Annotated in this window: 20 protein-coding genes and 1 riboswitch; of the genes, 16 read left to right on the top strand and 4 right to left on the bottom strand. The window is 70.2% G+C overall.

Features of this window, described 5'->3' with window-relative positions; genetic code table 11:
* Positions 1–44: 44 nt before the first annotated feature.
* The 6 genes from OHA64_RS12895 (at position 45) to OHA64_RS12870 (ending at position 7,187) form a co-directional block, all read left to right on the top strand.
* A complete protein-coding gene (locus OHA64_RS12895) occupies positions 45–665 on the top strand; it encodes a heme-copper oxidase subunit III (RefSeq protein WP_405612311.1) in 621 nt (206 codons plus the stop codon).
* A 62-nt stretch (positions 666–727) separates the two neighbouring features.
* Positions 728–1,537, top strand: coding sequence for a c-type cytochrome (locus OHA64_RS12890; protein WP_405612309.1), 810 nt, complete (start codon positions 728–730; stop codon positions 1,535–1,537).
* Positions 1,534–2,601, top strand: coding sequence for a Rieske 2Fe-2S domain-containing protein (locus tag OHA64_RS12885; protein WP_405612307.1), 1,068 nt, complete (start codon positions 1,534–1,536; stop codon positions 2,599–2,601). Before OHA64_RS12890 ends, OHA64_RS12885 begins: the two co-directional genes overlap by 4 nt.
* Complete coding sequence (locus OHA64_RS12880) at positions 2,598–4,256, top strand: cytochrome bc complex cytochrome b subunit (RefSeq protein WP_405612305.1); 1,659 nt, start codon at positions 2,598–2,600, stop codon at positions 4,254–4,256. The genes OHA64_RS12885 and OHA64_RS12880 overlap by 4 nt, the downstream gene beginning before the upstream one ends.
* Positions 4,257–4,395: 139 nt before the next feature.
* Positions 4,396–5,460: an anthranilate phosphoribosyltransferase gene (gene trpD, locus OHA64_RS12875; protein ID WP_405612303.1), complete on the top strand. Its 1,065-nt coding sequence runs from the start codon at positions 4,396–4,398 to the stop codon at positions 5,458–5,460.
* A 71-nt stretch (positions 5,461–5,531) separates the two neighbouring features.
* Positions 5,532–5,648: riboswitch (SAM riboswitch) on the top strand.
* A gap of 177 nt (positions 5,649–5,825) precedes the next feature.
* Complete coding sequence (locus OHA64_RS12870; RefSeq protein WP_405612301.1) at positions 5,826–7,187, top strand: aminotransferase class V-fold PLP-dependent enzyme; 1,362 nt, start codon at positions 5,826–5,828, stop codon at positions 7,185–7,187.
* A gap of 73 nt (positions 7,188–7,260) precedes the next feature.
* Here OHA64_RS12870 and OHA64_RS12865 read toward each other — a convergent pair whose 3' ends face one another.
* Positions 7,261–7,542 carry an Lrp/AsnC ligand binding domain-containing protein gene (locus OHA64_RS12865; protein WP_356776441.1) on the bottom strand — a complete coding sequence of 94 codons (282 nt, stop codon included), beginning with the start codon at positions 7,540–7,542 and terminating at the stop codon, positions 7,261–7,263.
* On the bottom strand, positions 7,539–8,282 hold the full coding sequence (locus tag OHA64_RS12860) for a rhomboid family intramembrane serine protease (protein WP_405612299.1): 744 nt from the start codon (positions 8,280–8,282) through the stop codon (positions 7,539–7,541). The genes OHA64_RS12865 and OHA64_RS12860 overlap by 4 nt, the downstream gene beginning before the upstream one ends.
* A gap of 293 nt (positions 8,283–8,575) precedes the next feature.
* On the opposite strand from OHA64_RS12860, the gene OHA64_RS12855 reads away from it, so the two are divergent.
* From OHA64_RS12855 to OHA64_RS12835, 5 genes are all read left to right on the top strand, one after another.
* Positions 8,576–8,815 carry a hypothetical protein gene (locus tag OHA64_RS12855; protein WP_362442252.1) on the top strand — a complete coding sequence of 80 codons (240 nt, stop codon included), beginning with the start codon at positions 8,576–8,578 and terminating at the stop codon, positions 8,813–8,815.
* Between the two features lie 34 nt (positions 8,816–8,849).
* Positions 8,850–10,193 carry an NYN domain-containing protein gene (locus tag OHA64_RS12850; RefSeq protein ID WP_405612297.1) on the top strand — a complete coding sequence of 448 codons (1,344 nt, stop codon included), beginning with the start codon at positions 8,850–8,852 and terminating at the stop codon, positions 10,191–10,193.
* Positions 10,194–10,402: 209 nt separating this feature from the next.
* Positions 10,403–11,440, top strand: a complete 1,038-nt coding sequence (locus tag OHA64_RS12845) for an NlpC/P60 family protein (RefSeq protein ID WP_405612295.1) — start codon at positions 10,403–10,405, stop codon at positions 11,438–11,440.
* A gap of 236 nt (positions 11,441–11,676) precedes the next feature.
* The gene (locus tag OHA64_RS12840; protein WP_405612293.1) at positions 11,677–12,708 is read left to right on the top strand and encodes an NlpC/P60 family protein; all 1,032 of its coding nucleotides are present in this window, start codon (positions 11,677–11,679) and stop codon (positions 12,706–12,708) included.
* A 31-nt stretch (positions 12,709–12,739) separates the two neighbouring features.
* The gene (locus OHA64_RS12835) at positions 12,740–13,933 is read left to right on the top strand and encodes a hypothetical protein (RefSeq protein ID WP_405612291.1); all 1,194 of its coding nucleotides are present in this window, start codon (positions 12,740–12,742) and stop codon (positions 13,931–13,933) included.
* Positions 13,934–13,959: 26 nt separating this feature from the next.
* Here the strand turns inward: OHA64_RS12835 and OHA64_RS12830 are convergent, their stop codons facing one another.
* Entirely contained in the window at positions 13,960–15,195 is a 1,236-nt protein-coding gene (locus tag OHA64_RS12830; RefSeq protein ID WP_405612289.1) for a glycosyltransferase 87 family protein, read from the bottom strand.
* Positions 15,196–15,316: 121 nt separating this feature from the next.
* Here OHA64_RS12830 and OHA64_RS12825 point away from each other — a divergent pair, with 121 nt between their 5' ends.
* A complete protein-coding gene (locus OHA64_RS12825) occupies positions 15,317–16,459 on the top strand; it encodes a glycosyltransferase family 4 protein (RefSeq protein WP_405612287.1) in 1,143 nt (380 codons plus the stop codon).
* Between the two features lie 137 nt (positions 16,460–16,596).
* Entirely contained in the window at positions 16,597–18,183 is a 1,587-nt protein-coding gene (locus OHA64_RS12820; protein ID WP_405612285.1) for a GMC oxidoreductase, read from the top strand.
* 22 nt (positions 18,184–18,205) lie between these two features.
* On the opposite strand, the gene OHA64_RS12815 is transcribed toward OHA64_RS12820, so the two are convergent.
* A complete protein-coding gene (locus OHA64_RS12815) occupies positions 18,206–20,002 on the bottom strand; it encodes an AMP-dependent synthetase/ligase (protein ID WP_405612283.1) in 1,797 nt (598 codons plus the stop codon).
* 386 nt (positions 20,003–20,388) lie between these two features.
* On the opposite strand from OHA64_RS12815, the gene OHA64_RS12810 reads away from it, so the two are divergent.
* The 3 genes from OHA64_RS12810 (at position 20,389) to OHA64_RS12800 (ending at position 22,942) form a co-directional block, all read left to right on the top strand.
* Positions 20,389–21,144, top strand: a complete 756-nt coding sequence (locus OHA64_RS12810) for a metallophosphoesterase (RefSeq protein ID WP_405623955.1) — start codon at positions 20,389–20,391, stop codon at positions 21,142–21,144.
* A 125-nt stretch (positions 21,145–21,269) separates the two neighbouring features.
* Positions 21,270–21,713, top strand: coding sequence for an SRPBCC family protein (locus tag OHA64_RS12805; RefSeq protein ID WP_405612281.1), 444 nt, complete (start codon positions 21,270–21,272; stop codon positions 21,711–21,713).
* Between the two features lie 59 nt (positions 21,714–21,772).
* Complete coding sequence (locus OHA64_RS12800; protein ID WP_405612279.1) at positions 21,773–22,942, top strand: ArsA family ATPase; 1,170 nt, start codon at positions 21,773–21,775, stop codon at positions 22,940–22,942.
* Positions 22,943–22,995: the final 53 nt, after the last annotated feature.

The raw sequence follows: 22,995 nt of genomic DNA, 5'->3' as shown, positions 1-22,995 counted from the left end.
GAACGGCACCCCCCGGAGTGAGGGCGGGATAAGCGACCGACATAATGTCGGTCGTGGCGACAGCAACGACAGTAGATACCGGGCACGCGCACCCGTCGGTCAACCGGCCGAACCTCACCAGCGTCGGAACCATCATCTGGCTGAGTTCCGAGCTGATGTTCTTCGCGGCCCTCTTCGCGATGTACTTCACCCTGCGATCGGTGACGGGTCCTGATCACTGGAAGGAGCAGGCGCACGCTCTCAACGTGCCCTTCTCGTCGGCGAACACCACGATCCTGGTGCTCTCCTCACTCACCTGCCAGCTCGGCGTGTTCGCCGCCGAGCGCGGTGATGTGAAGAAGCTCCGAGGCTGGTTCATCGTCACCTTCATCATGGGTGCGATCTTCATCGGCGGTCAGATCTTCGAGTACACGGAGCTGGTGAAGAAGGACGGCATCTCGCTGTCCTCCGACCCGTACGGCTCGGTGTTCTACCTGACCACCGGTTTCCACGGCCTGCACGTGACGGGCGGCCTCATCGCCTTCCTGTTCGTCCTCGGCCGCACCTACGCGGCGAAGAGGTTCACGCACGAGCAGGCGACCGCCGCGATCGTCGTGTCCTACTACTGGCACTTCGTCGATGTCGTCTGGATCGGCCTTTTCGCCACGATCTACCTGATCAAGTAGCCGGGACCGCTCCCGCAATTCCAGAAGCATCGACGCAGAAGATCCTGACACCGGGGTAATCCGTGAAAAAGCTCTCCGCACGACGACGCCATCCGCTGGCGGCGGTCGTCGTACTACTCCTCGCGCTGGCATGCACCGGGGGGCTGTACGTCCTGTTCGCACCCACGGACAAGGCTGCGGCCGACGAAACCGCCCAGTCGCTTGCCATCGACGAGGGCAAGAAGCTCTACGCCGTCGGCTGCGCCAGCTGCCACGGCACCGGCGGTCAGGGCAGCAGTGACGGTCCGAGCCTCGTGGGCGTGGGCGCCGCGGCCGTCGACTTCCAGGTGGGAACCGGCCGTATGCCGGCCCAGCAGCCAGGCGCGCAGATCCCGAAGAAGAAGAACATCTACACGCAGGCCGAGATCGACCAGCTCGCCGCGTACATCTCTTCCCTGGGCGCGGGCCCGTCCGTCCCGACCAGCTCGCAGTACGGCCCCGAGGGCGCCGACATCGCCAAGGGCGGCGAGCTGTTCCGCACCAACTGCGCGCAGTGCCACAACTTCACCGGCAAGGGTGGAGCGCTCACGCACGGCAAGTTCGCACCGGACCTCGAGGGCGTCGACCCGAAGCACCTCTACGAGGCCATGCAGACCGGCCCGCAGAACATGCCCTCCTTCCCGGACAGCACGCTGTCGGAGCAGAACAAGCAGGACATCATCGCGTACCTCGACGCGGTCAACGGTGACGACACCGAGAGCCCCGGCGGTCTCGAGCTGGGCGGACTCGGTCCGGTCAGCGAGGGCCTGTTCGGCTGGATCTTCGGCCTCGGATCGCTGATCGCGGTCGCCGTGTGGGTCGCCGCTCGGACCGCAAAGGCCAAGAAGTCATGAGTAGCCAAGACATTCCAGAAGAGAACCTGCCGGCCGAGCACTCCGCCGGACACCACGAGCACGGCGCGGTGGGCGTCGCGGACGAGAAGAACCCGTTCGCCGACCCCGGCCTGCCGCCCCACGAGCACCGGGTCCAGGACATCGACGAGCGGGCCGCCCGGCGGTCCGAGCGCGCGGTCGCCCTGCTGTTCACGCTGTCGATGCTGGCCACCGTCGGCTTCATCGCCTCGTATGTGACGATCCCGCACGACAAGGCGATCTACGTCTTCCCGATCGGGCACGTCAACGCGCTGAACTTCGCGCTGGGCCTGACGCTGGGCGTGGCGCTGTTCGCGATCGGCGCGGGGGCGGTCCACTGGGCCCGCACGCTGATGTCCGACGTGGAGGTCGCGGACGACCGGCACCCGATCGAGGCATCCCCCGAGGTCCGCGCGAAGGTCCACGCGGACTTCGCGGAAGGCGCCAAGGAGTCCGCGCTCGGTCGCCGCAAGCTGATCCGCAACACGATGTTCGGCGCGCTGGCCCTGTTCCCGCTGTCCGGCGTCATGCTCCTGCGTGACCTCGGGCCGCTCCCCGGGACCAAGCTCCGCCACACCCTGTGGTCCAAGGGCAAGCTGCTCGTCAACATGAACACCAACGAGCCGCTGCGTGCGTCGGACGTCGCGGTCGGTTCGCTGACCTTCGCCAAGCCCGAGGGCCTGGAGGAGCACGACGAGGAGTTCCAGACCGAGATCGCCAAGGCGGCCCTGATGATCGTCCGGATCCAGCCGGACAACATCAAGGACAAGCGCGAGCTCGAGTGGTCGCACGAGGGCATCGTCGCGTACTCGAAGATCTGCACCCACGTCGGTTGCCCGATCTCCCTTTACGAGCAGCAGACGCACCACGTGCTCTGCCCCTGCCACCAGTCAACCTTCGACCTCGCCGACGGCGCCAGGGTGATCTTCGGCCCCGCCGGTCACGCCCTGCCGCAGCTGCGCATCGGCGTGAACGACGCGGGCTACCTCGAGGCGCTCGGCGACTTCGATGAGCCTGTCGGTCCTGCATTCTGGGAGCGCGGATGAGCACTACAGCCAGCAACACGAATCCCTCTTCGGGGGACGCGAGCCGCTCCCGCGGGAAGGCACCGGCCGGCGAGAAGGTCGCCGACTGGGCCGACGGCCGACTGGGGATCTACTCCCTGGCCAAGTCCAACATGCGCAAGATCTTCCCCGACCACTGGTCGTTCATGTTGGGTGAGGTCTGCCTCTACAGCTTCATCATCATCATCCTCACGGGTGTGTACCTGACGCTGTTCTTCCACCCGTCGATGAACGAGGTGGAGTACCACGGCAGTTACGTCCCGCTGCAGGGACAGCTGATGTCCGAGGCGTTCAACTCGACCATGCACATCTCCTTCGATGTGCGCGGTGGTCTGCTGATCCGGCAGATCCACCACTGGGCGGCGCTGATCTTCCTCGCCGGCATGTTCGTGCACATGATGCGCGTGTTCTTCACGGGCGCGTTCCGCAAGCCCCGTGAGGTCAACTGGCTGTTCGGCTTCCTGCTGTTCGTCCTGGGCATGTTCACCGGCTTCACCGGTTACTCGCTCCCGGACGACCTGCTGTCCGGCACCGGTGTCCGCTTCATGGAGGGCGCGATCCTGTCCGTGCCGATCGTCGGCACGTACCTGTCGTTCTTCCTCTTCGGCGGCGAGTTCCCGGGCGGCGACTTCGTGGCCCGCTTCTACTCGATCCACGTACTGCTGCTGCCGGGCATCATGCTCGGCCTGCTGGTGGCGCACCTGATCCTGGTCTTCTACCACAAGCACACGCAGTTCGCGGGTCCCGGAAAGACCAACAACAACGTCGTCGGCATGCCGTTGCTGCCGGTCTACATGGCGAAGGCCGGAGGCTTCTTCTTCCTGGTCTTCGGTGTCATCGCGGCCATCGCGGCGATCGCCTCGATCAACCCGATCTGGGCCATGGGTCCCTACCGTCCGGACCAGGTGTCGACCGGCGCCCAGCCCGACTGGTACATGGGCTTCTCCGAGGGCCTGATCCGTGTCATGCCGGGCTGGGAGATCAACTTCTGGGGGCACACGCTCGTCCTGGGCGTGTTCATCCCGCTGATCATCTTCCCGCTGGTCCTGGTCGCGATCGCGGTCTACCCGTTCATCGAGTCCTGGGTCACCGGCGACAAGCGTGAGCACCACATCCTGGACCGCCCGCGCAACGCCCCGACGCGTACGGCCTTCGGCGTCGCCTGGATCACCTGGTACATGATCCTGCTGATCGGTGGTGGAAACGACCTCTGGGCCACCCACTTCCACCTGTCGATCAACGCCATCACCTGGTTCGTCCGGATCGCGTTCTTCGTCGGACCGGTCCTCGCATTCATCGCCACCAAGCGGATCTGCCTCGGCCTCCAGCGCCGCGACAAGGACAAAGTGCTGCACGGCCGCGAGTCGGGCATCATCAAGCGTCTGCCGCACGGTGAGTTCATCGAGGTGCACGAGCCGCTCAGCCAGGAGCAGCTGCACACGCTCACCGCGCACGAGCAGTACGTGCCGGCCCAGATCGGCCCGACGGTCGACGAGAACGGCGTGGAGCGCAAGGTGAAGGGCTCCGAGAAGCTGCGCGCCAAGCTCAGCGAGGCGTACTACGGCGAGGAGGGGCAGATCCCCAAGCCGAGCGTCGAGGAGTACAAGGAGATCACCAGCGGCCACGGCCACCACTGATCCACCGCGTCGCCACACCACGGCAAGGGCCCCCGTCCGGTCTTCGGACGGGGGCCCTTCGCCGTGCCCGGCGCTGGATAGGGTGGAGCCGACGAGAAGAACGGTGTCCCGGCGTACGGGACCGAACCAGGAGCGGCTTATGAGCGCTGTGACCCCCGCTGGAGGCGGCACCGCGGCGGGCCGTTCCTGGCCCGAGGTGCTGAGCGCGCTGCTCGGCGGCCGGGACCTGAGCGCCGGTGACACGGCCTGGGCCATGGACCGGTTCATGAGTGGCGAGGCCACGGACGCCCAGATCGCGGGCTTCATGGTGGCGCTGCGGGCCAAGGGTGAGACGGTCGAGGAGATCACCGGTCTCGTCGACGCGATGTACGCGCACGCGCAGCCGCTGGACATCCCCGGACCGGCCGTCGACATCGTGGGCACGGGCGGCGACCGGGCCAAGACGGTCAACATCTCGACGATGTCCGCCATCGTGATCGCGGGCACCGGGGCGAAGGTCGTCAAGCACGGCAACCGGGCGTCGTCCTCGGCGAGCGGATCCTCCGACGTGCTGGAGAAGCTCGGCATCAACCTGGACCTGTCGCCCGAGGGCGTGGCCCGGGTGGTGGAGGAGGCCGGGATCACCTTCTGCTTCGCGGCCAGGTTCCACCCCTCGATGCGGTTCGTCGGCGCGGTCCGGCGGGATCTGGGGATTCCGACGTCGTTCAACCTGCTCGGCCCGCTGACCAACCCCGCCCGGGTCACCGCCTCGGCGATCGGCTGCTTCGACACCCGGATGGCGGGGCTCATCGCCGGTGTACTGGCCGAGCGCGGCTCGTCCGCGCTGGTGTTCCGCGGCGACGACGGTCTCGACGAGCTGACCACCACGGCCACCTCCCGGGTGTGGATCGTGCGCGACGGCAAGGTCACCGAGGAGGCCTTCGACCCGCGGCACGTCGGCCTCGAACTGGTGCCGGTGCAAGCGCTGAGAGGCGCCGACCCCTCCTACAACGCCGAGGTCGCCCGCCGCCTCCTGGACGGCGAGAAGGGGCCGGTACGGGACGCCGTCCTGCTGAACTCGGCGGCGGCGCTGGCGGCGCTGGAGCCGACCGGGGCGCCGCTGACGGAGCAGATCCGGGCCGGCATGGACAAGGCCGCGGAGTCCGTCGACTCCGGTGCGGCCAAGCGGACGCTGGAGCGCTGGGCGGCGGCCAGCAACGCCTGACGACGTGGCGATGTCCCGCGATCCGGACACGGGTTGCGGGACCACGATCACTCACGTACGTTTTTGCACCAGGTCATGAGTGACAGTCATGAGGCCCCGGCCGACTGTCCGGCAACCCTCCGTCCGTGGCGGGGTGCCCCGGGTGAAGACCAGGCCGCAGGCAGCGAGGTCTGCGGCAAGCGCGGACCCCTCGCACTCTTCCGAGTGAGCGCACCAGGGGTCCTGGTCGTCGAGGAGCCTTCCGTGAGCCAGCGAATGCGATAGGGCCGCAGAGCCCCGCCTCCGCACCCCCTTTTTCACCTTCACCCACGCTCGAGCCGTACCCGCTCGCGTGGGAACTCAGCTGCCACTCACGGGAGTTCGCCATGTCTGTCCCCACCGCTGTCGCCGCCCAGTCCGTTTGTGCCCCTCTGCCTGTTCTGGGTAGCGATGTCACCGTTCCGCTCGTCACGGGTGGCGAGGTGACCTACGCGGCGCTCGACTACGCGGCCAGCGCGCCCGCCCTGCAGCGCGTCTGGGACGACGTGGCGGCCTACGCGCCCTACTACGGCAGCGTGCACCGCGGCGCCGGCTACCTGTCCCAGCTCTCCACGGACCTCTTCGAGAACGCCCGCGGGACGGTCGCCGAGTTCCTGGACTGCCGCGCCGACGACCAGCTGGTCTTCACCCGGTCCACCACCGACTCCCTCAACCTCCTCGCCGCCGCGCTTCCGGCCGACTGTCAGGTCTTCGTCTTCGAGACCGAGCACCACGCCTCGCTGCTGCCCTGGCAGCACGCCCGGGTCAGCTACCTCGACGCCCCGCGCACCCCCGAGCAGGCGGTGGCCACCCTGGAGCGGGCCCTCGCCGAGCGGGACCCGCACGGCCCGGCCCTGGTCTGCGTGACCGGCGCCTCGAACGTCACCGGGGAGCTGTGGCCGGTACGGGAGCTCGCGGCCGCCGCCCACGCCCACGGCGCCCGGATCGTCCTGGACGCCGCTCAGCTGGCCCCGCACCACCCGGTCTCGGTGCGGGACCTCGACGTCGACTGGATCGCCTTCTCCGGGCACAAGCTGTACGCCCCCTTCGGCTCCGGCGTCCTGGCCGGCCGGGCCGACTGGCTGCGCGCGGCCGACCCGTACCTCGCGGGCGGCGGCGCCAGCCGCAAGGTCACGCGACGCGAGGACGGGGGAGTGGACGTGGAGTGGCACGAGAGTGCCGCCCGGCACGAGGCGGGTTCGCCCAACGTCATCGGCGCCTACTCCATCGCCGCCGCCTGCAAGGCGCTGACGGAGGCCGGCTTCGACACCCTGGTCGAGCGCGAGCGGTACCTGATCGAGAAGGTCCGCACCGGCCTCGCCGAGGTGCCCGAGGTCCGGGTCCTGTCCCTGTTCGGGGACGACGCCCCCCGGGTCGGCGTGATCTCGTTCGTCGTCGACGGCTGGAACAGCTCCCACTTCGCCGCCGCGCTCTCCGCCGAGTACGGCATCGGCGTCCGCGACGGCCTCTTCTGCGCCCACCCGCTGGTCCGCACCCTGCTCGGCAGCGAGCCCCAGACCCAGGGCGAGTGCGGCGCGCCCGAGGCCGCGCCCGGCGAGAAGTCGTTGAACGCCATCCGCGTGAGCTTCGGCGCGGGCACCCCGGACGAGCATGTGGAGCGCTTCGTCACCGCGGTGCGGGAGCTCGTGCGGGAGGGCGCGAAGTGGCGGTACCGGACGGAGGACGGCCGCTGCGTGCCGGCCGTCTGAGAAGCGTTCCGCTCTGGGGCCTGAGGTTCCGTAGGGCCTGGGGCGCTGGGACGGTGAGGCGGTGTTCAGTGGGTCAGGAGTCCAGCCCGATCGCGAACGCCGCCTCCAGGTCGTGCTGCGAGTAGGTACGGAACGCCACGTGCGTGTCCGTGCCCTCCACGCCGGGGATCTTGCTGATCCGGCCGGGGATGACCTCCGCCAGGTCCTCGTGCCGCCGCACCCGCACCATGGCGATCAGGTCGTACGTCCCGGTGACGGAGAAGACCTCACTCACGCTCTCCAGCGAGGCGATCGACTCGGCGATCTCGGGGATCCGGTCCACGCTGGTCTTGATGAGCACGATCGCGGTGATCACGGCTGGTTCTCTCCCTCGGGAGCCGGAGCTGGGGCGGATCTCACTTTAGTCCCACGTCCGAACCGCACCCACGCGTAACCGAACCCCAGCCCGAACCCCACCAGGTGGGCCAGGTACGCCACCCCCGGCCCCCCGGCCGCCTGGCCCGCCGCCAGCCACTGAAGGGCCGCCCAGAAGGGGAGGACGACCCAGGCGGGGAAGCGCAGCGGCAGGAAGAAAAGGAAAGGCAGGAGACTGGTCACGCGGGCCCCGGGGAACAGGTACAGGAACGCTCCGAGGACCGCCGAGATCGCCCCGGACGCGCCGACCAGGGACTGCTCGGAGTCCGCGTTGGCGGCGGCGTAACCGAGCAGGGCGAGGTAGCCGCAGCCGACGTAGAAGAGGGTGAACTGGACGTGGCCCATGCGCTCCTCGGTCATCACCCCGAAGACGTAGAGGAAGAGCATGTTGCCCAGCAGGTGCACCCAGCTGCCGTGCACGAAGAGGGCGGTGGCGGGCGTGAGCGCGGCTCGCGGTGACCCCTCGAACAGCTCGGTGGGGAGCACGCCCCAGCGGTGGAAGTAGGCCCGCTGCGCGGTGAGCAGCGTGTCGCCGGAGCCGTAGGCCGGATTCAGGCCGGCGGCCGGACCGATCAGGAAGAGCAGACAGCACAGTGCGATCAGCCCGTAGGTGACCGGTGCCGGTGACCTACGGACCGATCTGCGCGCCCTGCCGACTGTCTCGCTCCAGGTTCTGATCATGGACACAGAGCATGACGCAAGGGGACACAACGGGAGAGACCGCCTCGCCGCCCTGGACGGCCGAGCGGCGAGTCCTCGCCAGGCCGTAGGGTAACGAGCCACACGTACCGGGAGACTCCGGCGCGTCGTCGACACTGGAAGCACCCAGAAATACCGGCACCATAAGTACTGACATCAGAACTGACATCAGAACTGACATCAGTACTGACATCGGAAGTGCTGACTTCGGAAGTACTGACGTCAGAACCACCGGCACCACACGTACCGACACCAGAAGGAAGCGAACAGTCACGATGACGGTTCCCCTGCCGACCACCACGACACGGTGGCGCTGCACCCTCTGCGGCAACCTCACCCGCTTCGATGTGACCCGCTCGTCGAAGGTCGTCGAGTACGTCCACCTCGATCTGGCCGGAGAGCCGAAGGTCGAGGAGCGTGACGTGGTGAGTGAGACGATCGAGTCGGTGCGTTGCCGCTGGTGCAACGCCGTGGACCAGGTGGAACTCGTGGACAGGCCGGGCGCCGGCTCCTGACGGGAGCCGGCCCCGCACAGGCATTGGGGTGACGATGGTGGAGAGCACGGGCGGGGGGCCGGCCGACGGCGCCGCTGAGGTGCTCGACCGTCCGCTGCCCGACGGCGTGCGCCGCCGGGTCGTGCAGATCGTTTCCGACGGTTTCGGCGGGCTGACCGTCGCGGAGCTGCCGGCCCAGCTCAGGCAGTACGCCCGGTTCGCGCCGAACCGGCGCGCCAAGTTCGCCGGCAATGCCATGGCCGCCGCCCTGGAGACCGATCCGCTGTTCCGGCAGCGCATCGGGGAGAAGTTCAGAGAGGCGCAGCCGGAGTTGTCCGGCGCCCTCGACTCCGGCTCGCCGCCCCCGGCCGCGGACCCGCTCGACGTGGCGGCCGCGGCCTATGTGCTGCGGCCCACCGACTGGGTCAAGCTCGTGACGGCCGCCGGCGAGGAGGCGCAGCGGGCCGACGCCGAGCGGGTCGAGGAGGAGAACCGGGCCGAGCTGGAGCGACTGCGCGAGGAGCTCGACCGGGCCCGTGAGCATACCCGGACCGAGACCGAGCGGCTGCGCACCGAGCTGGATTCGGCCAAGAAGGAAGCCGACTCGCTGCACCGCAAACTGCGCGCGGCGGTGAGCGACGTCAAGCGGGGCGAGGCGGCGCTGCGCAAGGTGCACGGCGAGATGGAGACCCTGCGTTCCGAGGGCCAGTCCCAGCTGTCCGCGGCCGAGAGCGAGACCCGACGGCTGAAGGCGCGCCTCGGGGAGGCGGAGGCGGTCCTGGAGGCCACCCGCCGGGCGGCCCGCGAGGGGCGCAGCGTCGAGGACATGCGGGTACGGCTGCTTCTGGACACCCTGCTCGACGCCACCCAGGGGCTGCGCCGGGAGCTCGCGCTGCCGCCGGTGTCCGTGCGGCCGGCGGAGACCGTGGACGCGGTCGAACCGGGGCGCATGACCCCGAAGGACATCGCCGCGCGGGCGCTGTCCGAGAACGACCCGGCGATCCTCGACCAGTTGCTCGCGCTTCCGCAGGCCCATCTTGTCGTCGACGGCTACAACGTCACCAAGACCGGCTATCCCCAGATGCCCCTGGAGAAGCAGCGGCTCCGGCTCCTCGGGCAGCTCTCGCAGCTGGCCGCGCAGACCGGCGCCGAGGTGACCTGTGTCTTCGACGGGGCCGAGCTGGCCGCGCCGGTGCTGCTGGCGCCGCCGCGCGGGGTGCGGGTGCTGTTCTCCAAGCCGGGTGTCACCGCCGACGAGTTGATCCGCCAGCTGGTGCGCGCGGAGCCTCCGGGGCGTCCGGTCATCGTCGCGTCGACCGACCGTGAGGTGGCCGACGGGGTGGCCCGGGCGGGGGCGCGGCCGGTCGCTTCCGTGGTGCTTCTCAAGCGACTGTCCTGAAGGTCAACGTGCGGACCTATTGCCCGAATTGACGGCTCTGTCACGCAACGTAGCGTCAATCGAGCGTAACGCCATGTGAATTGAGTGCAAAGAATGCAGGGTGTGACGAAGTTTTTCTCGTGAGGATTTGAACTGATCACAAGAGGGTCACTAAGGTCTGGGCTCGAACCTCCGAGCGGGTGATCACTCAAAAGAAGGAGTTCACCTCCGTGGCGTCCCATCGTCGACCCAAACAACCGAGCCGTGCACGCGTGACCGTGCTGACCACAGCAGCAGCCGCTGCCGTCGCTCTGAGCTCGCAGGCCGCCAACGCCGCGCCGAGCGAGAAGCCGAGCAAGGACGAGGTCAAGGCGAAGGTCGACAAGCTCTACGAGGAGGCCGAGCAGGCCACCGAGAAGTTCAACGGGGCCAAGGAGAAGCAGGAGAAGCTCCAGAAGGAGATCTCCACCATCCAGGACAACGTCGCCCGCGGCCAGGACGAGCTCAACGAGCTGCGCGACTCCATGGGCCTGGCGGCCGCCGCCCAGTACCGCTCGGGCGGCGTCGACCCCTCCCTCCAGCTCTTCCTGTCGTCGAACCCGGACGACTACCTGGACAAGGCGTCCACCGCCGACCAGCTGAGTGCTCAGCAGGTCGAGGCGCTGAAGAAGATCCAGGAGAAGCAGCGCGAGCTCGCCCAGGAGCGCTCCGAGGCGTCCGAGAAGCTCAAGGACCTCGCCTCCACCCGCACCGAACTGGGCAAGAAGAAGCAGCAGGTCCAGACGAAGCTCTCCGAGGCGCGCACGCTCTACAACTCGCTGACGGCCGCGGAGAAGGCCAAGCTCGAGGCGGAGCAGGAACGCGCCAGCCGCGACAGCGGGCGTGAGGTCCTCGGCTCCGGCACCGCCGCCTCCGGCCGGGCCGGCGCGGCCTACGCCTGGGCGCAGAGCCAGCTGGGCAAGCCGTACGTCTACGGCGCCACCGGCATGAGCTCCTACGACTGCTCGGGCCTCACCTCGCGGGCGTACGCGGCGGCCGGCGTCGGCATCCCGCGCACCTCCGAGGCGCAGTCGACCATCGGGACGAAGATCTACTCGCAGAGCCAACTCCAGGTCGGCGACCTCGTCTTCTTCTTCAACGACCTGCACCACGTGGGGCTCTACGCCGGCAACGGCCAGATCATCCACGCGCCGCGCACCGGCACGGTCGTCCGCTACGAGTCGATGGGCACCATCGGCGGCCCGTTCATGTTCGGTGTCCGGGTCTGACCGTCCTGCCCGGTCCGCCCTTCTCGGACCTCTCGGACTTCTGGAAGATCAACACACCGTGCCGCCCGAACGGGCGAATCACGGTGAGGTGACCTGACCCCGCGCCCCGCCCATGACCTGCGTCTGAGGCGGGGCGTCGCTTTATTCGTCCCCCGAGGTCTTTGGTGGTGCCCCCTGCGCGGGGCTACTGTCTGCCGCGTTTCCCTGTCCGCCAGTCGGAAGGAGTGCGGCTTCCCGTGGGGTCCCATCGCCGTCTTGCACCGTCCGGGTTCGACCGGGGCGCCGGTGCAGCGCTCTGTGTCATGTCAGCCGCGGCCGCGGCCCTCGGAGTCCTCCCGGCCACCTCGGCCGTCGCCGCACCGCACGACGACACCCGTGCCGAGGTGGACCGCCTCTACGAGGAGGCCGAGAAGGCCACCGAGGCCTTCAACGAGGCCGACGAGAACGCCGACGCGCTCCGCGAGGAGGTCGGCGGGTCCCAGGACCGGATCGCCCGGCAGCAGGAGCACATCAACTCCCTGCGGGAGACGCTCGGTTCGCTGGCCGGCGCCCAGTACCGTTCCGGCGGTCTCGACCCCTCCCTCGCGTTGCTGTTCTCCGACGACCCGGACGACTACCTCGACAAGGCCTCCGCCCTCGACCGGATCAGCGTCCACCAGGCCGAGGAGCTCAAGGACCTCCAGACGGCGATGCGCGAACTCGCCCAGGAGCGCTCCGAGGCGACCCGCAAGCTCGGCGAGCTGGACAAGAGCCGCAAGGCCGTCGCCTCCCACAAGCGGACCGTCGAGAAGAAGCTCGCGAGGGCCCGGCAGTTGCTCGGCTCCCTGCCGTCCGACGAGCGTGCCGCCTACGACCGGGTTTCCCGCTCCGGGCGCTCGGCCCGCGCCGACCTGCCCGACCTCGGGAGCGCCGCCCCGGCCTCGTCCCGGGCCGAGGCCGCCCTCGCCGCGGCCCGCTCCGCGCTCGGCAAGCCGTACGTCTGGGGTGCCAACGGGCCCTCCGGCTTCGACTGTTCGGGCCTGATGCAGTGGTCGTACGCGCAGGCCGGCGTCTCCCTGCCGCGCACCTCGCAGGCCCAGCGTTTCGCGGGCCGTCAGGTCCCGCTGTCCCAGGCCCAGCCCGGTGACCTGGTCACCTACCGCAACGACGCCAGCCATGTCGCGATGTACATGGGCGACGGTCAGGTGATCCACGCGCCCTACCCCGGGGCCCCCGTGCGCTACGACCCGGTGGACATGATTCCGGGCGCGACCGTCACACGGGTCTGACCGCGCGCCCACGCCCCCGTACGATCGGAGCGTGGCAGGTCGAGGGCGGGCGTCGGGACGTGGAGTCGTGGCGTTGTGCCTGGCGCTGCTGCTGGCCCTGGTGGGCTGTGGCGGCGGGCCCGCCACCGACAGCGCGAAGGCCGAGGTGCAGCGGGTCCTCGACAGGCGGGCGACCGCGGTGCTCGACCGGGACCGGGCGGCGTTCGTGCGGACCGGCGCGCTGAGCTGGTTCGGGAACCTCGGCGCGGTCCCGCTCGCCGCCTGGTCCTACCGCGTCACCGCCCTGCACCGTACCGCCGACACGGCCACCGCCACCGCCGAACTCAGCTATCGCGTCCAGGGCTACGACCGGGCCCCGGTCACCGTCGCCCGCGTCCTGGACCTGTCCCTGGACGCGGGCGGACAGTGGTACGTGGACGCCGAGCGGCCCGCCCGGAAGGCCTCCCAGCAGCTGTGGGAGCAGGGCGAGGTGATCGCCGTACGCGGAGAGCACAGCCTGGTCCTGGGGGTCGGGCAGAGCAGTGAGGCGTTGCACTCCTACGCGGACCTGGCGGACCACGCGGTGCCCGCCGTGTCGGACGCGTGGGGCACGCACTGGTCCCGGCACGTCGTGGTCCTGGTGCCGAAGTCGCTGGCGGGCATGGCGGGCCTGCTCGGCTCGCCCGCCTCCGGGTACCGCGGGATCGCGGCCGTCACCACCGGCGAGACCGGCGCCCCGGCGCGGGCGCCCGCGGACCGGATCATCGTCAACCCCGAGGCGTACGGCGTGCTCGGCGCCCTCGGCAAGCAGGTCGTGCTCACCCACGAGACCACCCATGTCGCCACCCGCGCCGACACCACGCCCGCGACGCCGTTGTGGCTGTCCGAGGGGTACGCGGACTGGGTCGGCTATCGCGACAGCGGGCGTACGCCCGCGCAGGCCGCGCCGGAGCTGTCGGAGTCCGTGAGCGGGGGCGAGGTGCCGAACGCCCTGCCCTCCGACCGGGACTTCGGCTTCAGCGGGGCCGCGACCGGTCTGGCGCAGGCCTACGAGGGCGGCTGGATGGCCTGCCGGATGATCGCCGACCAATGGGGTGAGGCGCGGCTCGGCGAGTTCTACCGGGCCGTGGGCACGCGTCAGACGCGGGCGGGCGCGGTCGAGGACGCGATGCGCAGGGTGCTCGACACGACACCGGAGGAGTTCACCGTGCGGTGGCGGGACTATCTGCGGGCGGAGTTGGGCTGAGGCCGGTCCGGTCCGGGCCGGTCGGCTCAGGAGGAGGCGGACGCCTCCTTGGCCGGGGCGGCCTGATCGGGGGCCAGGGCTGTCGTCGGCTTCGGTACCGTCGCGCGCCACAGGACGCGGGCGGCGGCGAGGGTGGCGAGCACCAGCAGGCCGTTGCGTACGGCGAGGAGGGCGACGCCGAGCGGGTCGCTCGCCACGACGTGCGCGAACCAGAGAGGGAACTCCAGCACGGTCACGAAGCACGCCGCCAGTACCAGGGCCGCCGGCACGACCATCCGGCTCGCCCGGAAGCTCAGGCAGACCGCCGCCAGGCCCACCAGCCACACCAGGTACTGCGGACTGATCACCCGGCTGGTGGTGGTGAACATCAGCACCGCCACGAACGCCGCGTCGGCCGTCGTGTGCGCCTCGAACCGGGTCGCCAGCAGCCGCCACAGCAGCAGCCAGCCGAAGGCCATGCCGGTCAGCCCGAGCGCGACCGTACTCACGACGGTCACCCACGGGCCGAGGAATTCGACCGAGCCGTAGTTCAGCAGCACCTCGCCGCCCCAGCCGTGGTGCCGGGCCACATGGAAGACGAGGGAGCCGAGCGACTCCACCTCGGTACCCCGGTCGCGCTGGAAGGTCAGGAAGTCGAAGGCGCCCGGCATCGTGACGGCGAACAGCGCGGCCAGCCCGGACACGGTCACCGCCGCCGCGGCCCAGATGCCGCGTCCGCGGGTGCCCAGGAGCAGCAGCGCCGGCCACACCTTCAGCATCGCCCCGAATCCCGCGAGGGCCCCCATCAGACGAGGGTGCCGGGACCCGGCGAGCAGGGCGGCGACCGCGACCGCGGTGACCATCACGTCGTAGCGCGCGTAGCCGGTCGGGCCGAGCAGGGGGACGCCCGCCACCCACACCCAGGCGCCGCGCAGCCGCTTGCCCGGACGCAGGCCCGCGTACACCAGCAGGGCCAGCACGACCAGGTCGGCGAGGAAGGCGAGGACGAAGAACGCCGAGGCGTAGTCGAGGCCGGGCAGCAGCGCGGGGGAGAGGATCGCGAGGGCGGCGGCGGGCGGGTACTGCCAGGTGACGTCGTCCAGCGGGAAGGTGCCGGTGCGCAGGACGTCGTACCAGTCCTGGTAGATGACCGACACGTCGCTGGTGACGTCCGGGCCGGGGAAGACGTACACCTTGAACACGAAGAGCAACAGCAGCAGCCTGGTCACGCCCCAGGTCAGCAGCAGGCAGGTCAGTGACCGCCGCGCGCCCGTCGTCTCCACGTGATCCCCTGCCGTTCGATTTCCTGTCTTGAGGGGAACATGATGTCCCGCCCTGCTGTGAGCGTGCCACAGGCACGGCCACGGGCGGCTGGGAGCGGCCGGTTCGGTAGGGTCGGCCGCGATGCACAAGACTCTCGTCGTCACGAACGACTTCCCGCCCCGGCCCGGCGGGATCCAGGCGTTCCTGCACAACATGGCGCTGCGGCTCGACCCCGAGCGGCTGGTCGTGTACGCCTCCACCTGGAAGCGCGGCCGGGAGGGGGCCGAGGCGACGGCCGCGTTCGACGCGGAGCAGCCCTTCACCGTCGTACGAAACGCCACCACGATGCTGCTGCCGACGCCCGGGGCGACCCGGCGGGCCGTCGGGCTGCTGCGCGAACACGGGTGCACGTCGGTGTGGTTCGGGGCGGCGGCGCCGCTCGGGCTGATGGCGCCGGCGCTGCGGAAGGCGGGCGCCGAGCGGCTGGTGGCCACCACCCACGGGCACGAGGCCGGGTGGGCGCAGCTGCCCGCCGCCCGGCAGCTGCTGCGCCGGATCGGCGAATCCACGGACACCGTCACCTACCTCGGCGAGTACACCCGCTCGCGGATCGCGACCGCGCTGACGCCGGACGCTGCCGGGCGGATGACGCAGCTGCCGCCGGGGGTAGACGAGAAGACCTTCCACCCGGGCTCCGGCGGGGACGAGGTCCGAGCCCGGCTCGGGCTGACCGACCGGCCCGTGGTGGTGTGCGTCTCCCGGCTGGTCCCGCGCAAGGGGCAGGACACGCTGATCCTCGCCATGCCCCGGATCCTGGCCGCCGAGCCGGACGCCGTGCTGCTGATCGTCGGCGGCGGACCCTACGAGAAGGATCTGCGCCGGCTGGCGCGGGGGACCGGGGTCGCCGGCTCCGTCCGCTTCACCGGTTCCGTGCCCTGGGCCGAACTGCCCGCGCACTACGGCGCCGGGGACGTGTTCGCGATGCCGTGCCGGACCCGGCGGGGCGGGCTCGACGTCGAGGGGCTCGGGATCGTGTACCTGGAGGCCTCGGCGACCGGGCTGCCCGTCGTCGCCGGTGATTCCGGCGGCGCTCCCGACGCGGTCCTCGACGGCGAGAGCGGCTGGGTGGTGCGCGGCGGCTCCGTGGAGGAGACCGCCGAGCGGATCGTCGTGCTCCTCGGGGACGCCGAACTGCGCCGGCGGATGGGGGACCGGGGGCGCGCCTGGGTCGAGGAGAAGTGGCGCTGGGACCTGCTCGCCGAGAAGCTGAGGGCTCTGCTGTGAGGGACTCCGCAAAGAGCCCTTCAAAGGTCCGATCCAATCCTGCCGCGGTACTAGGCGGAACGCGATAATCCGCACATGCTGCGCACATGACAGCAAAACTGATGCAACGTCAGCTGACTCGACGTCACATATTGGGCATGGTCGCCCTGCAGACCGCCGCCACCCTCGGCTTCACCCGTGTCGGCCTCGAGTCGGCCCGGGCGGCCGAACCCGACGCGGTGGAAACCGCCCCCGCGATCGTCGTCGGCTCCGGCTACGGCGCAGCCGTCGCCGCCCTCCGACTCGGCCAGGCCGGCATCCGCACCCTCGTGATCGAGATGGGCCGGCTCTGGAACAACCCGGGTCCCGACGGCAAGATCTTCTGCTCCACCACCGCCCCGGACCAGCGGTCCATGTGGTTCCGCACCCGCACCGAGGCGCCGCTGGCCTCCTTCCTGTGGCTGGACGTCGTCAACCGGGACATCAGCCGCTACCCCGGCGTCCTGGACCGCGTGCACTTCGACAACATGTCCGTCTTCGTGGGCCGTGGGGTCGGCGGCGGCTCCCTGGTCAACGGCTCCATGGCGGTCACCCCGCTCCAGTCCTACTTCACCGAGCAGTTCCCCACCGTCGACGCGACGGAGATGTACTCCACGTACTTCCCGCGCGCCCGCGCCATGCTCGGCGTCAACAACGTCGACCCCGCCTGGTTCGAGTCGACCGAGTGGTACCAGTTCTCCCGCGTCTCCCGGAAGCACGCGGCGAACACCGGGCTGAAGACCACCTTCGTCCCCAGCGTCTACGACTTCGGCTACATGCAGCGCGAGGCGGCCGGCACGGCGACGAAGTCGGCCCTCGGAGGGGAGGTCATCTACGGCAACAACCACGGCAAACGCAGCCTCGACAAGACGTATCTGGCGCAGGCGCTGGGCACGGGCAACGTCACCATCCACACCATGGAGAAGGTGCGCGCGATCAGCCGGGCGAGCGACGGAACGTACGTCCTCACCGCCGACCGCATCGACGACACCGGCGCGGTCGTCGAGACCAAGCAGTACGGCTGCACGTACCTCTTCCTCGGCGGCGGCAGCGTCGGGACCAGTGAACTCCTCGTCCGGGCGAGGGCGACGGGCACCCTGCCCAGGCTGGACGCGAGCGTCGGGGCGGGCTGGGGCACCAACGGGAACGTGATGCTCGGGCGGGCCAACCACCTGTGGGACACCGTCGGCGCCAACCAGTCGACCATGCCGGTGATGGGCATCGACGACTGGGCCAACGCGGCCAACCCGGTCTTCGCCGAGATCGCCCCGCTGCCGGCGGGACTGGAGCACTGGGTCAGCCTCTATCTGGCGATCACCAAGAACCCGCAACGGGCGTCGTTCTCGTACGACAGCGGCACGGGCGGGGTGCGGCTCGGCTGGTCCGCCGCCCAGAGCGCGGTCTCCGTCGGCATGGCGAAGAAGCTGTTCGACCGGATCAACGCGGCGAACTCGACGATCTACCGGTACGACCTGTTCGGGTCCTCCAACAAGATCTTCGCCGACGACTTCACGTACCACCCGCTCGGCGGCTGTGTGCTGGGGAAGGCGACCGACAACTACGGCCGGGTGAAGGGGTATTCGAAGCTGTACGTCACCGACGGCTCGCTCGTGCCCGGCTCGATCGGGGTGAACCCGTTCGTGACGATCACCGCGCTCGCCGAACGGACGATGGCGCGGGTCCTGGTGGAGGACACCGCGCCATGAGCCGTCGTGGGGCCGGGCCGGGCTACTTCTGGTAGATGGCCTCGATCTCGGCTGCGTAGTCCTTCGCCACCACGTTGCGCTTGAGCTTCAGGGACGGCGTGAGGTGGCCCGAGTCCTCCGTGAACTGGGAGGAGAGAATGCGGAACTTCCGCACCGATTCCGCCTTCGACACCGCGGCGTTGCCGTCGTCGATCGCGGCCTGGATCGCCGCGTTCAGGTCCGCGTCGGCCAGCAGCGACGCCGCGGTGGAGTCGGCCGGCTTGCCGTGCTCGGCGGCCCAACGGCCCAGGAACTCGTCGTCGATGGTGATCAGCGCGCCCACGAAGGGCCGTCCGTCGCCGACCACCATGCACTCCGCCACCAGCGCGTGCGCGCGGATCCGGTCCTCGATCACGGCCGGGGCCACGTTCTTGCCCCCCGCCGTGACGATGATCTCCTTCTTGCGGCCGGTGATCTTCAGGTAGCCGTCCTCGTCGAGGGTGCCGATGTCACCGGTGTGGAACCAGCCGTCGGCCAACGCCTCCGCGGTCGCGGCCTCGTTGTTCCAGTACCCCTTGAACAGGTGCTCGCCGTGCAGCAGCACCTCGCCGTCGTCCGCGATCCGCACCACCGAGCCGGGCAGCGGCTGGCCGACCGTGCCGATCTTCTGGCGGTCCCACGGGTTGAAGGCGGTGGCGGCACAGGACTCGGTCAGGCCGTAGCCCTCCAGGACCGTGAAGCCGATGCCGCGGAAGAAGTGTCCCAGGCGCTCGCCCAGTGGGGCGCCGCCCGAGATGGCGTACTCGCCCTTGCCGCCGAGGACCGCGCGCAGCTTGCTGTAGACGAGTTTGTCGAACGTCCGGTGCTTGATCTTCAGCCCGAGGGACGGGCCCGACGCCGTGTCCAGTGCCTTGCTGTACGCGATCGCGGTGTCCGCGGCCTTGTCGAAGATCTTGCCCTTGCCGTCCGCCTGCGCCTTGGCGCGCGCCGAGTTGTACACCTTCTCGAAGACGCGCGGCACACCCAGGATCAGCGTCGGCCGGAAGGCGGCCAGTTCGTCCGTGAGCTCCTTGATGTCCGGGACCATGCCCAGCTTGATCGGCGCCATCATGGGCGCGATCTGCACGAGCCGGCCGAAGACGTGCGCGAGCGGCAGGAAGAGCAGGACGGAGCAGTCGCTGGTGCGGAACAGCGGCCGCAGCCGCTCCACGATGTTGCCGCACTCCGCGAAGAAGCTGCGGTGGGTGAGCACACAGCCCTTGGGGCGCCCGGTGGTGCCCGAGGTGTAGACGATGGTCGCCGGGTCGTCGGCCTTGGCGAGCGAGCAGCGCTCCTCGACCGCCTCGTCGGTGACGTCCTGCCCGAGCCGCCCCAGCTCGTCCAGGCCGCCGGCCTCGATCTGCCAGACGTGCTTGAGGGCGGGCAGGCTCTCGCGCACCGACTCGACGGTGGCCGCGTGGCTGCCCTGCTCGACAACGCAGGCGGTGGCCCCCGAGTCACTGAGGATCCACTGCACCTGCTCCGGCGAACTGGTCTCGTACACCGGCACGGTGACCGCGCCCGCGCTCCAGATCGCGAAGTCCAGCAGCGTCCACTCGTAGCGGGTGCGGGACATCAGACCGACCCGGTCACCGGGCTGCACACCGGAGGCGATGAGCCCCTTCGCGGCCGTGTGCACCTCGGTGAGGAACACGGTGGCCGTCACGTCCTGCCACGTGCCGCCCACCTTGCGGGCGATGACGGCGACGTCCGGGTGCTGCGCGGCGTTTCTCCGGACGATGTCGGTGAGATTGCCGTCCGAAGGGACCTCGTACAAAGCCGGAAGGCTGAACTCGCGCAAGACTGCTGCTCCTCATAGGGCGCCGGCGCCACGACGTTGTGTGCTGCGACGGTGTGGGTCCAAGGCTCGGGCAGGTGCTCAAGGGCCTCACCACGGGCCGTGGGGGGCTCGGTGGTTGAAATCCTGAGCACGACTGGACTGCCCGGACGTTACCCGCCGGTATGGCTTCTTTGACAGGGGGCCCGGCGAGATGTTCGTCGCGTCACACGGATTGGTGTTTCTTCGTGGTGTTTCTTCGTTGTCTTTCTTCGCGCACAGTAGTCGACGCACTAACTGACTGGCCAGTAACCGCAAGGCCCGCCGCCACTGTTCACGTTTGCCGCACACCCTTACCCTTGATCGTCATGGCACCCACACCGCCCGGTAACGACAGGACGCGCGTCCATGTGGTCAGCGACGTGCACGGCAACGCCCGTGACCTGGCCCGCGCCGGCGAAGGTGCGGACGCGCTGATCTGTCTGGGTGATCTCGTCCTCTTCCTCGACTACGCCGACCACTCGCGCGGGATCTTCCCCGACCTCTTCGGCGCCGAGAACGCCCACCGCCTCGTCGAACTGCGCACCGCCCGCCGCTTCGAGGAGGCGCGCGAGCTCGGGGGCCGGCTGTGGGCGGGGGTCGCCGGGGACCGGGCGGACGTGATCGAGCAAGCGGTGCGCAAGCAGTACGCCGAGTTGTTCGCCGCGTTCCCGACACCGACGTACGCCACCTACGGCAATGTCGACATGCCTACTCTCTGGCCGCAGTACGCCGGGCCCGGCACGACGGTGCTGGACGGGGAGCGGGTGGAGATCGGGGGCTGGGTCTTCGGCTTCGTGGGCGGGGGACTGCGGACGCCGATGCGGACGCCGTACGAGATCAGCGACGAGGAATACGCGGCGAAGATCGAGGCGGTGGGCGAGGTGGACGTGCTGTGCACGCACATCCCGCCGGAGGTGCCCGAGCTGGTCTACGACACGGTCGCGCGCCGTTTCGAGCGGGGGAGCCGGGCGCTGCTGGACGCGATCCGCCGCACCCGGCCCCGGTACGCGCTCTTCGGCCATGTCCACCAGCCGCTGGCCCGGCGGATGCGGATCGGAGCGACCGAATGCGTGAACGTGGGGCACTTCGCGGGCAGCGGACAGCCGTGGGCGCTGGAGTGGTGAGCGTTTCCCGGTGACCGGGGCGGACGGGGGTGAAGGCGGCTGGTCGGCTGCGCGGTAGCCTTCACGCTGCACACACGTGCGCACGACGACCTCAGTACCGGCCCGTATCTGGAGGAGCCACGGCGATGGCGGAACACACCAGCTCGAGCATCACGATCGAGGCGCCACCGGCCGACGTCATGGCGGTGATCGCCGACTTCGCCCGCTACCCGGACTGGACCGGAGAGGTGAAGGAGGCGGAGGTCCTCAAGACGGACGCGCAGGGCCGCGCCGAGCACGTCCGTCTCGTCATGGACGCCGGTGCCATCAAGGACGACCAGACCCTGGGCTACACCTGGACGGGCGACCACGAGGTCTCCTGGACCCTCGTCAAGTCCCAGATGCTGCGGTCCCTCGACGGCTCCTACCTCCTGAAGCCGGCGGGCGCGGGGGCGACGGAGGTCACCTACCGGCTCACCGTCGACGTCAAGATCCCCATGCTCGGCATGATCAAGCGCAAGGCGGAGAAGGTCATCATCGACCGGGCGCTGGCGGGGCTGAAGAAGCGGGTGGAGTCGAAGGAGGCCTGATCGGCAGCGGGGCACCGGCCCGACGCGGCCGCGCCCCCGCCTCGGTTACGGTCACCCCCATGCGCACCATCCTGATCACGGGCCCCGGCGGCAGCGGTCGTACCACCGTCGCCGCCGCCACCGCCCTCGCCGCCGCCCGCGAGGGCACCCGCACCATCCTCCTCGGTGCCGACCGCACCGACACCCTCGGCGCGGCACTCGGCACGGCGACGGGCCCGGCCCCCCGGCAGGTCGCGCCGAACCTCACGGCCTGGCGTCCGGACGCGGTCGAACGCTTCCGGGACGATCTGACCGCGTTCCAGGACCGCGCCGCCTCCGCCCTCGACCTGCTCGGCGCCTCCCCCCTGGACCCCGAGGAGGTCACCCCCCTCCCCGGTGCCGAGGAACTCTCCTTGCTGCGCGCCCTGCGGGACGCCGTCCTCAGCGAGGCCCACGACCTGGTGGTCGTCGACCTCCCGCCCATCCCGCAGGCGCTCGCCCTCCTCGCGCTGCCCGAGGAGCTGCGCCGCTACCTGCGCCGCCTGCTGCCGAGCGAGCGACAGGCGGCCCGCGCCCTGCGCCCCGTCCTCGGCCGGCTGGCCGGCGTGCCCATGCCCTCGGAGTGGCTGTACGAGACGGCTGCCCGCTGGGACGTCGAGCTGGCGGCCGTCGAGGCGGTCCTCGCCGACCGCGACACCGTCGTACGGCTGGCAGCCGAACCCGGCCCGGCCGGCGCCGACGCCGTCCGCGGCGCGGGACTCGCCCTCGCCCTGCGCGGCCTGCGGCCCGACGTCCTGGTCGCGAGCCGGGTCCTGCCCGAGGCCGCGCAGGACACCTGGTCCGCCCATCTGATCGCGCAGCAGCGCAAGACCCTGGACGAGTGGCGGGCGGCGTACGACGTCCGGACCGTCGCCCATCTCGGCCACGACCCCCGGGGCACCGACGACCTCGACGCGCTCGCCGTCCCCGGGGTCAACGACACGACCTCCACCGTCGAGTGGCCCGTGGCCGACCGGCTCGCCGAGGACGGGGTGCTGGTCTGGCACATCCCGCTGCCCGGCGCCATACGCGACGAGCTGGACCTGATCCGGCGCGGCGACGAACTCGTCGTCAGCGCGGGCCGGTGCCGCCGGATCGTCCCGCTGCCGTCCGCCCTGCGCCGCTGCACCGTCGCAGGCGCCGCCCTGCGCGAGGGCGAGCTGCGCATCCGGTTCGCGCCGGACCCGGAACTCTGGCCGCGGACCCGGTGAACCGGATACGCCCGTTCGGGTAACGTCGTAGAGACGAACCGTAGTCAGGAGTC

This window comes from Streptomyces sp. NBC_00076, from assembly GCF_045041235.1.
Taxonomy (GTDB): Bacteria; Actinomycetota; Actinomycetes; order Streptomycetales; family Streptomycetaceae; genus Streptomyces.
This window is presented reverse-complemented; position numbering and strand designations above follow the sequence as displayed.